Annotated in this window: 10 protein-coding genes; 6 read left to right on the forward strand and 4 right to left on the reverse strand. The window is 62.9% G+C overall.

Annotated features, from left to right (window positions below; all coding sequences use genetic code 11):
- Position 1: 1 nt before the first annotated feature.
- From GRI58_RS11650 to GRI58_RS11675, 6 genes are all read left to right on the forward strand, one after another.
- Positions 2-1,321, forward strand: a complete 1,320-nt coding sequence (locus tag GRI58_RS11650) for a sugar porter family MFS transporter (RefSeq protein ID WP_202386952.1) — start codon at positions 2-4, stop codon at positions 1,319-1,321.
- Positions 1,318-2,859 (forward strand): glycoside hydrolase family 32 protein, encoded by a 1,542-nt coding sequence (locus tag GRI58_RS11655; RefSeq protein WP_160753784.1) that lies wholly within the window; start codon positions 1,318-1,320, stop codon positions 2,857-2,859. The genes GRI58_RS11650 and GRI58_RS11655 overlap by 4 nt, the downstream gene beginning before the upstream one ends.
- Complete coding sequence (locus GRI58_RS11660) at positions 2,856-4,319, forward strand: alpha-amylase family glycosyl hydrolase (protein WP_160753785.1); 1,464 nt, start codon at positions 2,856-2,858, stop codon at positions 4,317-4,319. The genes GRI58_RS11655 and GRI58_RS11660 overlap by 4 nt, the downstream gene beginning before the upstream one ends.
- A 116-nt stretch (positions 4,320-4,435) precedes the next feature.
- The gene (locus tag GRI58_RS11665; protein WP_160753786.1) at positions 4,436-7,168 is read left to right on the forward strand and encodes a phosphoenolpyruvate carboxylase; all 2,733 of its coding nucleotides are present in this window, start codon (positions 4,436-4,438) and stop codon (positions 7,166-7,168) included.
- Positions 7,169-7,262: 94 nt separating this feature from the next.
- Positions 7,263-8,768 carry a flavin-containing monooxygenase gene (locus GRI58_RS11670; protein ID WP_160753787.1) on the forward strand — a complete coding sequence of 502 codons (1,506 nt, stop codon included), beginning with the start codon at positions 7,263-7,265 and terminating at the stop codon, positions 8,766-8,768.
- 59 nt (positions 8,769-8,827) lie between these two features.
- On the forward strand, positions 8,828-9,586 hold the full coding sequence (locus tag GRI58_RS11675; protein ID WP_160753788.1) for a competence/damage-inducible protein A: 759 nt from the start codon (positions 8,828-8,830) through the stop codon (positions 9,584-9,586).
- A 75-nt stretch (positions 9,587-9,661) separates the two neighbouring features.
- Here GRI58_RS11675 and GRI58_RS11680 read toward each other — a convergent pair whose 3' ends face one another.
- From GRI58_RS11680 to GRI58_RS11695, 4 genes are all read right to left on the reverse strand, one after another.
- The gene (locus GRI58_RS11680; RefSeq protein WP_160753789.1) at positions 9,662-11,326 is read right to left on the reverse strand and encodes a S10 family peptidase; all 1,665 of its coding nucleotides are present in this window, start codon (positions 11,324-11,326) and stop codon (positions 9,662-9,664) included.
- 215 nt (positions 11,327-11,541) lie between these two features.
- On the reverse strand, positions 11,542-12,234 hold the full coding sequence (rplA, locus tag GRI58_RS11685) for a 50S ribosomal protein L1 (RefSeq protein WP_160753790.1): 693 nt from the start codon (positions 12,232-12,234) through the stop codon (positions 11,542-11,544).
- A gap of 4 nt (positions 12,235-12,238) precedes the next feature.
- Positions 12,239-12,670: a 50S ribosomal protein L11 gene (gene rplK, locus GRI58_RS11690; RefSeq protein ID WP_160753791.1), complete on the reverse strand. Its 432-nt coding sequence runs from the start codon at positions 12,668-12,670 to the stop codon at positions 12,239-12,241.
- A 213-nt stretch (positions 12,671-12,883) separates the two neighbouring features.
- Positions 12,884-13,969, reverse strand: a complete 1,086-nt coding sequence (locus GRI58_RS11695) for a mechanosensitive ion channel family protein (protein WP_160753792.1) — start codon at positions 13,967-13,969, stop codon at positions 12,884-12,886.
- Positions 13,970-14,005: the final 36 nt, after the last annotated feature.

Raw genomic sequence — 14,005 nt, forward strand, 5'->3', positions numbered from 1 at the left:
GATGGGCAGGACATGGAGCTGGGCACTGGTTGCCGCGCTTTCGGGGTTTCTCTTCGGGTTCGACACGGCGGTCATCTCGGGCGCTGAACAGGCAGTGCAGCGCACCTGGCAGATGTCGGATGCCTTGCACGGCCTCGCCATTTCGGCGGCCTTGTGGGGGACCGTGGTCGGCGCGCTCGGCGGTGGCTGGCCGACCGATCGCTGGGGCCGCAAGCGCACGCTGTTCTGGATCGGTGTGCTTTATGCAGTTTCCGCCTTGGGTTCGGCACTGGCGTGGGACCCGGCCAGCTTCATGGCCTTCCGCTTCATCGGCGGGCTTGGCGTCGGGGCCAGCTCGATCGCGGCGCCCGCCTATATCGCCGAGATCGCCCCTCGCGAGCAGCGCGGCCGGCTGGTGGCTTTGTTCCAGACCATGATCGTCACCGGCATATTGGTCGCATTCGGGTCGAACTATCTTCTCGGCGGCGTGGGCCAAGACGCCTGGCGCTGGATGCTGGGGGCCGAAGCGCTTCCGGCGCTTGCCTATCTCGGCGCGACGCTCTCCATTCCTGAAAGCCCGCGCTGGCTGGTGGTGCACGAACAACGCGAGGAGGAGGCTCGACGGATTCTGGCGGTGATCAACCCGGACACGGTCGATGTTACTCTGTGCGCGATCGAGGCCGAGGCAGCACAGGATGCGCGCAGCATGAGCTGGGGCCGGTTCTTCGCCGGTGATCTGCGCCGACCGATCATGCTGGCGATGCTGATCGCGTTCTTCAACCAACTGTCGGGTATCAATGCGATCATTTATTTCGCCCCGCGGATCTTCGAGCTTTCGGGCGCGGGCACTTCGGTCGCGCTGCTGGCGACGGTCGGGATCGGGGCGATCAACCTTGTGTTCACGCTGATCGGCCTGCTGTTGATCGACCGCGCCGGGCGCAAGGCGCTGATGTATGTCGGCAGCATCGGCTATATCGTCTCGCTGGGAATGACCGCGTGGGGCTTTGCCAGCGGACAATTCGCGCTGGTGCTGCCGTTCATCCTTGCCTTCATCGCTGCCCATGCCATCGGGCAGGGCGCGGTGATCTGGGTCTATATCTCCGAGATATTCCCCAGCGCCGCGCGGGCCAAGGGGCAAAGCCTTGGCTCTGGCACGCATTGGGTGTGCGCGGCTGCGCTGACCATGGTCATGCCGGTGCTTCTGGCGCGGCTGGCACCGGTCGCGGTGTTCGCCTTCTTCGCCGGGATGATGGTGCTGCAGCTGATCTGGGTGCGCTTCGCCATGGTGGAGACGCGCGGCCGGTCGCTGGAGGATGTCGCAGCCGGGATGGTCCGCGCATGACCCGCCTGGCAGCCTTCGTCACCGGGCTTCTCGCCAGCGCCGCACTGGGCGCTTGCGCGGTTACGCCGCCGCCTGCAACCGTGCCGCCGTCCGACCCGCTGCGGCCGCTGTGGCATTACACCCCGCCCAGCGGCTGGATGAATGACCCCAATGGGATGGTGAAGCAGGGCGATACCTGGCAGCTGTTCTATCAGTATTATCCGCAGGACACCGTCTGGGGCCCGATGCATTGGGGTCATGCGACCAGTACCGATCTCGTCCGCTGGACGACCCGCCCGGTCGCGCTCGCTCCGGGGCCGGAAGGCTATATCTTTTCCGGCAGTGCCGTGATCGACCGCAATGACACCGCCGGTTTCGGCAAGGGCGCGCTGGTGGCGATTTACACCATCCACGATCCCGTCCGCGCCAAGGCCGAAACGCGCGACCATGAAAGCCAGGGACTTGCCTACAGTCTCGATGGCGGGATGACCTTTACGAAATACGCTGGCAATCCGGTGCTGCCCAACCCCGGCGGGCGGCAGGATTTCCGCGACCCATCGGTGTTTCGCGACGAGGCGCGTGGGCAATGGGTCATGGCGCTTTCGGTGGGCGATCACGCCGAATTCTATGCCTCGCACGATTTGAAGCACTGGCGTTTCCTCTCGGCTTTCGGTGCAGGTGTCGGCGCGCATGGCGGGGTCTGGGAATGCCCCAATCTTTTCCCGATCCGTGACGTGCAAACGGGACGCGATCGCTGGGTGCTGATCCAGAACCTCAACCCCGGTGGCCCGCAGGGCGGGTCCGGTACGCAATATTTCGTCGGGGATTGGGACGGCACCCGCTTCACGCTGGACCCCGAATTCGCGCAGCGGATCGCGCATGACGGACCCGCCTGGCTCGACGCCGGGCCGGACGATTACGCCGGCGTAACCTGGAATGGCGCGCCGGACGGCCGCCGGGTGTTCATGGGCTGGATGTCGAACTGGCTTTACGCGCAAGAGGTGCCGACGAAGCGCTGGCGCAGCGCCATGACCGCCCCACGCGATCTGACGTTGAGCGGTATCGAACTGAGGCAAACGCCCTCGCGCGAGATTGCGTCGCTGCGCGGTCCGCGCCTGCCCATCACGCTGTCCGGTGATGGCGGACGACTGCCGCACGGACTGCTGCCCTCGGCCGACATCGAACTCACCTTCGCCACCCCGCCGGGTAGCAGCTTTGCACTCGAGCTGCGCAACAAGGAAGGTGAAAGGCTGGTGGCCGGGCTCGACGCGCAAGGCTGGTATATCGACCGCAGGAATGCCGGGCGCTCCGATTTCCACGATGGGTTTGCCGCCATCCACCGCGCGCCGCGGCGGCGCGACACGCGTGTGACCAAAGTGCGCCTGTTGATCGATCGCACTTCGATCGAATTGTTCGCCGATGACGGCGCGACGGTGATGACCGAGATATTCTTTCCCACCAGTGATTTTACCGAGGGCTCGATAGTCGGTCGGGGCGGGGCGCGTCTGCGCGACCGTGCTGCCTGGCCGCTTGCCCGTAACGAGGACCCGATCCAATGAACCGTAACACCCTACGCTATGCCGCCGCCGCGTTGGCACTCGCCACCAGCGCCTGCGCCTTCGGTCATGCCCCCGCCGTGGAGCCGGACAGCGTGTGGCAGCCGAGCCCGGAATCGACCATCCACCATCCCGCATGGTCGAAAGAGGGCGTGCTTTACCAGATCAACACCCGCCAGTTCACGCCGGAGGGCACTTTTCGCGCGGCGGAAAAGCAGTTGCCCCGGCTCAAGAAACTGGGCGTCAACATCCTTTGGCTGATGCCGATCCATCCCATCGGGGAAAAGAACCGCAAGGGCACGCTGGGCAGCCCCTATTCGGTACAGGATTATCGCGCGGTCAATCCCCGGCTCGGCACGAAGGAGGATTTCAAGCACTTCGTCGACACCGCCCATGCCATGGGTTTCCATGTCATCCTCGACTGGGTCGCCAACCACACCGCTTGGGACAACAAGCTCGCGAGCGAACATCCCGACTGGTACGAGAAGAACTGGAAGGGCGGGTTCACCCCGACCCCCTGGCTCGACTGGAGTGACATCATCGACCTCGACTGGTCGAAGCCCGGCGTGCGCAAATATATCGGGGAATCGATGGAAATGTGGGTGCGCGACTATGGCGTGGATGGCTTCCGCGCCGATGTCGCGGGCTATGTCCCGCTCGATTTCTGGGACAAGGAGCGCAAGCGCCTGGAAGCGATCAAACCGGTCTTCATGCTCGCCGAATGGAAGACGCCCGAAATGACCCGCAACGCTTTCGACGCGGTCTATGCCTGGGAATGGCACAACACGATGAAGGACATCGCGCAAGGGCGCGCCGACGCCAGCGCGCTCGATGGCTATTATGCAGAAGCCGAAAGTGCCTGGCCGCGCGCGGCGATGCGGCTGACCTATGTCGCCAATCACGATTCCAACGCCTGGGAAGGCACGCAGTACGAGAATTTCGGCGATGCGTTGCCGGCGGTGATCGCGCTGTCCTTCACCGGCGAAGGCTTGCCGATGATCTACAACGGGCAGGAGGCATGCAACCACAAGCGGCTCGAATTCTTCGAAAAGGATCCGATCGACTGGAGTCAGGGCAAGGACTGCAAGCTCGGCGCGCTCTTCACCGACCTGATCGCCTTCCGCAAGGCCAACCCTGCGCTCGCCAACAACCCGTGGGGCGGACGGATGGGCAAGCTCGACAATGACCAGCCATCGCAATTGTTCTCGTGGATTCGCCATGTCGACGGCAACACGGTGGTCGGCCTGTTCAATTTGTCGCCCAAGCCGGTGACCGCGCATCTGACCGATGCCCATGGGGCTGGTCGCTACAGTGAATTCGGCACTGGCAAGGAAGTGGTTCTGGCGTCGGGCAGCACAGTCAGCCTCCCGGCGTGGGGCTATCGCCTGCTCTCGGGCAATGGCGAAGAAAGTGGACCGCGGATCATGGGCGGGGCACCGGGAACCGCGGGCGCGCCTCGCTAGTAGCTATTCTATACTGCAGCGCACAAAATTCGCCGGGTCATGCGCTTGACCCGGCATTGCGCGCGTGAGACGCATCCGGGACATCCGACCCCGGCAAACTGGACAAGGAGCCTCATATGGCCGTCGCCCCCCTGCTCGAACGATTGCGCGAGCTGGCGCAGCACACCGCCCAAACGCCGCTGTACAATCCCGTCTTCCAGCTTAGCCATGAGCTGTCGCGCGAGCTGGAACGCGGCGAAATCGCGCTCGACGATATCGAGGCATGGGTCGGTGAGTTGTACGACGAAAGCCTGGGCGCGCGGGCGGCGCGGATCCGACGGCTGCTGGCCGAGCCCGCGCCCGACGCGGTCCCGCCGGAGGACTTCGCGATGTTTCGCGGGCGCTGGGAAAACCCGGTCCTGCACGCAGTGTTCACCGCGCATCCCACCTTCCTGCTGAGCCCGGCGGAATATCGTCATATCGCCGAAAAGGCGCTGGGCGAGACACAAGATGGCTCCGCCCGGCCGGAAAGCCCGGAGATCACCCTGCCGTTCGAGCATGGCCGCGCGATGGCAGCTATCGCCAATGCACAACATGCGCGCGATCGCATCGTGTCCGGCCTGTGCGGGGAAGCGCGTGAGAAATGGCCGGAGGAATGGGCGGATTTTGCCCCGCTACCGTTCCGTTTTGCGACCTGGGTCGGTTACGACATGGACGGCCGTACCGACATCAAGTGGCACACTTCGATCGGTTTTCGCCTGACCGAAAAGGCGATGCGGCTGGCAAGTTATGTCGAACAACTCGAAGCGATCGACGAGGCACATCCCTTGCTCGACACGCTGCGCCCGGCTGCCAAATATGCGCAGGCGCGTGCGGACGACTTCGCCGAAGACCTCAGCGAACCGGCGGCACTGTCGGCTGCTGCCAACCGCCTGACCGCTGACGATCCGGCCAAGCTGCTGTCGCTGGCCCCGCTTATCGCGGCGCTCGAACAGGAAGCCGGTGAGACGGATGGAGGGCGGGCAATTGCGCTCAAGACGCTCGCCGCCGCCATGCGTGCCGACGGGTTGGGGATGGGCTGGGTCCATTTCCGCGTCAACGCCAAGCAATTGCACAATGCGCTGCGCCAGCATCTGGGTGAAAGCGAAAGCTTCGATATCGCCAGCAAGAGTGCGCTCGCGACACTGGCCCGCATGGTCGAGGAGGTCGAGCCGCGCCACGCCAATTTCGCCGCGCTGGCGATCGAAAGCTCGACCGCGGTGCGCCAGTTCCTCGCTATGGCGCAAATCCTCAAGCACATCGATGGCGACAGCCCGATCCGAATGTTGATCGCCGAATGCGAACAGCCTGCCACCGTGCTCGCAGCGCTGTACTTCTCGCGCCTGTTCGGGATCGAGGAGCGGGTCGATATCTCGCCCCTGTTCGAAACCGATGAGGCGCTCGAACATGGTGGGCGGCTGCTCGATTCGCTGCTCGCGGAAGACGTCTATCGCAGCTACGCCCGCAAGCGCGGACGGGTCGCGATCCAGACCGGTTTTTCCGACGCCGGGCGTTTCCTCGGACAGATTCCCGCAAGCCTTGCGATCGAGCGGCTTCAGGGGCGGCTCGCAGAAGCGATGGCGGCCAATGGTCTCGGTGATGTCGCAGCCCTTATCTTCGATACGCATGGCGAGGGTATGGGGCGCGGAGCCCATCCCGGCGGGTTCGGCGACCGGCTTGAATGGCCGCTCAGCCCATGGGCCCGGCGCCGCTTTTCCGGTGCGGGTATCCGGCTGGAACCCGAAGCGAGCTTTCAGGGTGGCGATGGTTACGTCTGGTTCGACACGCCCGAGATTGCATTTCGCACACTGTCGCGGATCGCGGCGGAAGCGCGGCGCGCACCTGTCACCGAGAAGGACCCTTTCTACCAGCGCACCGATCTCAGCCTCGATTTCTACCGCGCGATCAAGGATCACCAGCAGGATTATTTCGAGAGCCGGACTTATGCCCGCGCGGTGACAGCCTTCGGTCTCGGCCTGCTCAACACCACCGGCAGCCGCAAGTCGCGCCGTCAGTCCGATATTGCTTCGGACCGCGATATGCATTTGCGACAGATCCGCGCGATCCCGCATAACGCGATCCTCCAGCAGCTCGGCTATCCGGTGAACATTATCGCCGGGATGGGCAGCGCAACTGCCGGTCAGTTCGAGGATATGGCAGGACTGCTGGCCGAGAGCCCGCGTGGACGCCAGATCGTGCGGCTGGTGCGCGCTTCCAACGAACTCGCCAGTATCAAGACGGTCGCCGCTTTCGGCGAGCTGTTCAATTCGGCCTATTGGGCAAGCCGCCCCTATCGCGGCACCGAAGACCACATCGCCGGTGCCTGCGAGACGCTGGCCGACTATCTCATCGGGGATGATCGTGCGGGCACATTCCGCCGTCTTGCCTCGCGGCTCCGGGTCGATGCTCTCAAACTCCATCGCCTGCTGGCCCTTGTTCCCGACGAGACGCCGCCGTCAGACCGCGAGCACACAAGGCGGATCATCGGGGTGTTGCAAGCACTGCGGCTGACCTTGTTCATGCACATGCTGGTAAAGGCGGTCTCGATCCCCGCATTCAGCCGCGCCAATGATATCAGCCGTCACGACGTGCTCGAGATGATCTTTTCCTTGCGGACCGATGACGCGCTCAAGCAATTGCGCCGCGCCTTCCCGACCAGCTTCCCGGTGCTCGACGATTTCTCCATGTCCGAACCCGCTGACTATCCCGCTCCCGGGCGGCAGGGCTATGCGACGATCAGGGATGAATACATCGACCCGATCGAGCGCGCCTATCTGCTGAGCTTGAGGATATCGACGGCGGTGGCCAACCAGTTCGGCGCCCACGGTTAGGTGTGGGCCTGAGCGTGTAAAGGTTGCACCTTGCAACGGGGCTGGCGCCTCGCGGCATAGTGCGATAGTCTCTTCCGATCTGGGAGAGACAGATATGACAGAAACGGCAACCGACTTCGACGTCCTGATCGTGGGCGCGGGCATTTCCGGTATCGGCATGGCGGCGCACATGACCGAGAAAGTGCCGGGGATGAGCTACGCGATCCTCGAAAGGCGAGAGAACCTCGGCGGTACCTGGGACCTGTTCCGCTATCCCGGAATTCGTTCGGACAGCGACATGCACACGCTGGGCTTCGATTTCGAGCCCTGGCGGCACGAGAAGTCGATCGCCGATGGCCCTTCGATCCTCGAATATCTCGACCAGATCGCCGACGAGCGCGGCATTCGCCAGCATATCCGTTTCGGCCACAAGGTCATTGCGGCAGACTTTCATTCCGCCCAGGCGCGTTGGCATGTCACCATCGAAGTTGCCGAGGGCGAGCGCAAGCATCTGACCGCCAACTGGCTGTATCTTGCATCGGGCTATTACGATTACGACGAACCCTTCGATCCCGGATTCGATTTCGGCGAATTCGAAGGCAAGGTGGTCCATCCGCAGTTCTGGCCCGAGGATCTCAACTATGCGGGCAAGCGCGTGGTGGTGATCGGCAGCGGCGCGACCGCAGTCACGATCGTGCCGTCGGTTGCCAAAAAGGCCGCCCATGTCACCATGCTCCAGCGCACGCCGACCTGGATGTTCTCGCGGCCCGCCAAGGACGGAATCGCCAATTTCCTGCGCAAGATCCTGCCCGAAAAGCTCGCCTACCGGATCACCCGGTGGAAGAACATCACCCTGCAGGACAAGGGCTTCAAACGCGCACGGGAAAAGCCGGAAAAGGTCGGCGAATTCCTGCACAAGCGGATTCGCAAGATCATGGGGAAGGATTTCGATCTGACCCCGTTCACACCGCCCTACAATCCGTGGGACCAGCGGCTGTGCCTTGTGCCGGACGATGATTTGTTCGAGGCGCTGCGTGGCGGCAAGGCGGATATCGTCACTGGCCAGATCGCCGCATTCGACAAAGGCGGCGTGACGCTGAAATCGGGCGACGAGCTGCCCGCTGATATCGTCGTCACTGCGACCGGGCTGAAACTTGCCGTAGCGGGCAAGATCGCGGTTAGCGTCGATGGGGCGCCGATCGATTTCGCCGAACATTTCTATTACAAGGGCTGCATGTTCTCCAATGTGCCGAACCTGTCGGTGGTGTTCGGCTATCTCAACGCGAGCTGGACCCTGCGGGCGGACATCAATTCCGACTACGTGTGCCGCGTGCTCAAGCTGATGCGCACCAAGGGAGTGGACATCGCCGTGCCGTTGCTCGCCGACGATCATGGGCTGGAAGAGGACGACATCTTCGATTTCTCCAGCGGCTATATCCAGCGTGGCAAGCATCTGATGCCGAAGAACGCGGTCGGCTATCCGTGGCGGCTCAACCAGGAATATGTGATCGATCGCAAGCGGATGCAGTCTGATCCGGTCGAGGATGGTATCCTGGCGTTGCGCAAGGCTCAGAGCGCGGCACCGGCTGCGGTGGCTCCCGACTCCACATTGGTCGCCTGATCGCGCTCGCGTCACGGATTGTGCCTTGCCTTGCTCGCCATCGCTCCTAAGCAGGGGGGATGGCTGGCAAGATCTACACTGCCGGGTTGGTCGTCATCGGTGACGAAATCCTGTCCGGGCGCACGCATGACAAGAACATCGCCCAGATCGCGAGCTGGTTGCAGGTGCAGGGTATTCGCCTTGCCGAAGTGCGCGTGGTGCCCGATGTAGAAGGCCGGATCGTCGAGGCGGTCAACGCCTTGCGCGCGGCCAACGACTATCTCTTCACGACCGGCGGAATCGGCCCGACGCATGACGATATCACCGTCGACGCGATTGCCGCTGCGCTGGGCGTACCGGTGGTCATCCATCCCGATGCGCGCGCCATTCTCGAACGCTATTATGCCGACAAGCCGGGCGGGCTGACCGACGCGCGGCTGCGCATGGCGCGCGTTCCGCAAGGGGGCGAGCTGATCCCCAATCGCATGTCCGGCGCGCCGGGGATCAAGGTCGGCAAACTGTTCATCATGGCCGGTGTCCCGCATATCACAGCGGGAATGCTTGAAGCATTGACGGGGACGCTCGAAGGCGGCGCACCTTTGCTCAGCGAGACAATTGGCTGCTGGACTGCCGAAAGCGAAGTGGCCGATCTGTTGCGCGAGGTGGAAAAGGCACATCCCGAATGCCAGATCGGCAGCTATCCCTTCTTCCGCAAGGGCCGGGTAGGGGCCAATTTCGTGGTCCGCTCGACCGAAGCGGATCAGTTGGCTGCCTGTGTCGATGCGCTATGCGCCGCGCTGGGTGAGGAAGGCATGGACTTCACCCCCGGCGGCATCTGACCGCCCGATAGCGGCCTTTCGATGCGCCAATTCCCGCCCGAACAGCGTGCCGGGCGGGGGTTGGCCTTTTGTGGTTTAGCTGCCGACGTTGTCGGTCCGCTGGATGAAGGCCGCGACATTGTCATGCAGCTTCTTGAGAGCGGGCACATGGGCATAGACCATATGGCCTGACTGGTAATACTTATACTCGATGTTGTTCTGCAGGCTGTCGGGGATCGGCAAATGGTGCATCTCGTACCAGCCTTCGTAGAACGGCGTCGCGAGATCGAAATAACCGCCGTTGACCATCACCTTGAGGTCGGGATTGTATTTCATCGCCTGCGCCAGATCGGGCATCACATTGGTCGCCCCGCGGATCGGGAATGGCATGCCGGGCTGCTGATGGTTGAAATCCCACTGCTGGAAGACGTTGATCTCCGGCTTGTAGGTCAGGCCCTGTCCGTAGTTCAGGTCCTTGCGGACATAATTGTTGAAGCTGGAAACATAGGCTGAGCTGATCGCGGCGGATTGTGGATCGTATTGCGTGCTTTCGCCCAGCGGGTCCATCGCGGGGCCGGAGAACCGGCTATCGAGACGGCCGGTGGCCAGGTCACTGTCGATCTGAAGTTCATGCGCGAATTGCCCGCCATCGACCCGCAGATTGGCCTTCATGATATAGCCGACGGGAAGCCCGGTGTATTGCGCAAGCTGCTGGGCCACCTTCTGCTTGGTCGCCGGGTCGAGCTCCGATCCCTGCGCCAGCGCCTCGGTATAGGTGGTGGTGGCGAAATGTTCGACCTGCTTGAGGAAGGCAGGCAGATCGGCCGGGCGGGTGCCTGGCAGCTTGTTGTGATACCACGCGGTCGCGGCATAGGTCGGCAGGGCGACGACATAGGGTTCTTCGGTGCCGGGATTGAGCGTGGGCGTGTCGATCGACAGGTCGAAGTTGAGGATCTGCGAGAGCAGTATCACACCGTTGAAGTCGATATCGCTGCCGGTTTCCAGATCGTTGACCACCACGGCCGAACGCGGCGTGCCGTAGCTTTCGCCGAACAGATATTTGGGGCTGTTCCAGCGGTTGTACTTGCTCAGGAATGCCTTGATGAAGCTGGAGAAAGCGTGGCCGTCGGCATCGACGCCGTAGAATGCCTTGTCTGCGTCCTTGCCCGCAATGCGCGAAAAGCCGGTGCCCGGTGCGTCAATGAAGACGAGGTCGGTGCTGTCGAGCAGGCTATAGGCATTGTCGACCAGCTTGTAAGGCGCGGCAGGCGTGTGGGTGTCGTCATTGGTGACAACGCGGCGAGGGCCGAATGCACCCATGTGGAGCCAGACCGAAGATGAGCCGGGTCCGCCATTGTAGAGGAAGGTGATCGGGCGATCTTTCGACGGGGCGCCGTTCTTGAAATAGGCGACATAGAACATGCTCGCCTCGGCACTGGGCTCACCCTTGCCATTGTCATGCTCGGCATCCTTCACCCGCCAATTGGTATCGTTCCAGCCAGCCGGATGAACGACCAGCGTTCCGGCCACGGCCTTGTATGAAATCTGCTTGCCTTCGACATTGACCGTACCGGTGGTGGTCGAACTGGTCGGATGGAACAGCACGTCGGGGCCGCTGTCATTGCTGTTGTCGGCGGTCTTGGCCGACTGGTCGCTGGATGCTTGGCCGCTGTCTTTCGCCTGCGCGCCTGTGGCACACAATGCGAGCGCGGCGCAGCCCAGCGCCAGGGTGGAGATTGATTTGCGATTAGAAATTTTCATGGTCTTGCCTCCCGTTTGGGCGGATCATCCGATCCGGTGCATGCCCTCAAGCTGCGGGTAGTGCCAACAAGGATGGAAGGCGGAAAGAGGCGGGTGCGAATCTAACGCAAGCTTAATATTGCGGTCATTCACCAGACGCGAAAGGGGCCGGCGGATCGCTCTACCGGCCCCTTGCGTTTTGTGTCGTAATACAAGGGCCTATGCGGCCCGAGCGATTACGCGCCTTCGACCTCGGCGAGATCGAGCTTGAGGCCCGGACCCATCGAGCTGGTCAGCGTGACCTTGCGGACGTACTTGCCCTTGGCGCCGCTCGGCTTGGACTTGACCACCGCTTCGGTCAGCGCCTTGAAGTTCGCCTTCAGCGCATCGTCGGTGAACGACATCTTGCCGATGCCCGAGTGGATGATGCCCTGCTTTTCGACGCGGAATTCGACCTGGCCGCCCTTGGCGTCCTTCACGGCCTGTTCCACGTTCGGCGTAACCGTGCCGAGCTTGGGGTTCGGCATCAGGCCCTTGGGACCGAGCACCTTACCCAGACGGCCGACAACACCCATCATGTCCGGCGTGGCGATCACGCGGTCATAGTCGAGGTTGCCGTTCTGCATGTCTTCCATCAGGTCTTCGGCGCCAACCTTGTCCGCACCGGCGGCGAGCGCCTTGTCGGCATTGTCGCCACGCGCGAACACCGCGACGCGGACGTCCTTGCCGGTGCCCGAGGGCAGCGAGACCATCCCGCGGACCATCTGGTCGGCGTGGCGCGGATCGACGCCGAGGTTCATCGCGACTTCAATCGTCTCGTCGAACTTACCCTTGTGCTCACGCAGTGTGCTCAGCGCCTCGTCGACGGTGTAGAGTTTCTCGCGATCAATGTTCGCGAGGACCTTCTGCTTCTTCGTCTGCTTTGCCATCGTCTCAGCCCTCCACCACGTCGAGGCCCATCGAGCGTGCGGAGCCCTCGATGATCTTGGTTGCCTGTTCGATATTGTTGGCGTTGAGATCGGCCATCTTGGTTTCGGCGATCTCGGCCAGTGCGGAACGCTTGATGGTCCCGGCGGAGACCTTGCCCGGCTCCTTCGAACCCGACTTCAGCTTGGCGGCCTTCTTGATCAGGAAGCTGGCCGGGGGCGTCTTGGTGACGAACGTGAACGAACGGTCGGCATAGACGGTGATGATCGTCGGGATCGGCATGCCCTTTTCAAGGCTGTCGGTCGCGGCGTTGAACGCCTTGCAGAATTCCATGATGTTGACGCCGCGCTGGCCCAGTGCGGGGCCGATTGGAGGCGACGGGTTTGCAGTGCCGGCCGGCACCTGCAACTTGATATAGCCTTCGATTTTCTTGGCCATGTGGCCACTCCTTTTCTCACTGTCGCCCGGATCTTTCGATCGTGAGGCTCATGGTAAGCGGTCAGGCGGCGCGCCAGGGGCACGTCTCCCGCGTGGGTTTTTCCAAATTCGGTGACTCGGAAAGGCGCGCACATAGCGCCGTGTGCTGAAAATGCAAGCGATCCTGCGGTGTGGGGCGGGAAGCAAGGAGCATAGGTTCGCGAACCGCGAACCCTAAGTTTGAGGCGGCATCCCGCGTGCGTTGGCGGATTCCACTTCCAGCCTTCGCCGGATCAGCGCCTTGGGCATTTCCTTGCGCAGCCATGCCAGCATGTGTTCGCGCAAGGCGCAGCGCAACGTCCACAGGTCGCCGATGGTGTCGGCGCTGACCGACATGCGGATCTCGATGCTTTCGGGATAGGCTTCGGTCATCAGCAGGCTGGCGGTGCGTCCGTCCCATTCGTCGCGCGATTTGACGAAGCGTTCGAATTCATCCCGTAGCGGATCAATCTCCGTCGCCGGATCGAGCCGCAGGAACACCGGCCCGGTCAGCTTTTCACTGACTCGCGACCAGTTCTCGAAACTCTGGTCGAGGAAGCGGCTGGTCGGCACCACCAGCACCCGTTCGTCCCAGGTGCGCACGGTGACGAAACTCATGCGGATTTCCTCCACGCGGCCTGCCTGACCGTCGACCTTGACCATGTCGCCGATGCGGAGCGGTTGGGTCAGCGCCATCTGGATTCCGGCGATGAGCGATTTGAGCGCAGGCTGTGCGGCGGCGCCCACTGCCAATGCGGCAAGGCCTGCCGAGGCCATCAGCGTCACCCCGATTTCGCGAACGCCGGGGACGTTCAGCATCAGCAGCGATACGGTGATGATGATGATTGCAACCTTGATCGTGCGGCCAAGGATCGCAACGCGGGTTCGCCTCGCTCGCAGGGACACCGGATCGCTGGAATTGTCGATGTCGAGGTTGAGGCCGTTGGTGATCCCCTCGACCAGCGCATAGGCCACCCAGCCGATCAGGGCGGGTGTGAGATAGTTGGTGGCGACATCCCACCCGTCGCCGATCAGCGCGTCCGTATGGGCAGCGATGGCAACGGCAATCCCGATCATCGCCCAGCGCGCGGGCTTGCGCACCTCGTCCAGCACCACATCGTCGACACGGTTGGCGGACAATCGCGCGATCCGCCGCAGCACGGCAAAGACGATCCAGTGGACGAGCATCGCCAGCACCGTCGCGATCACCAGGGTAATCGCGACATCGGCAAGGGCGATCGGGGAAATGCCCCAGTTGCGAGGATCGTAACGTTCCAGCATGCGGTCGATGGCCTAGCTGCGCCCGCGGCCCGAAAC

The organism is Qipengyuania algicida, assembly GCF_009828025.1.
Lineage (GTDB): Bacteria > Pseudomonadota > Alphaproteobacteria > Sphingomonadales > Sphingomonadaceae > Qipengyuania > Qipengyuania algicida.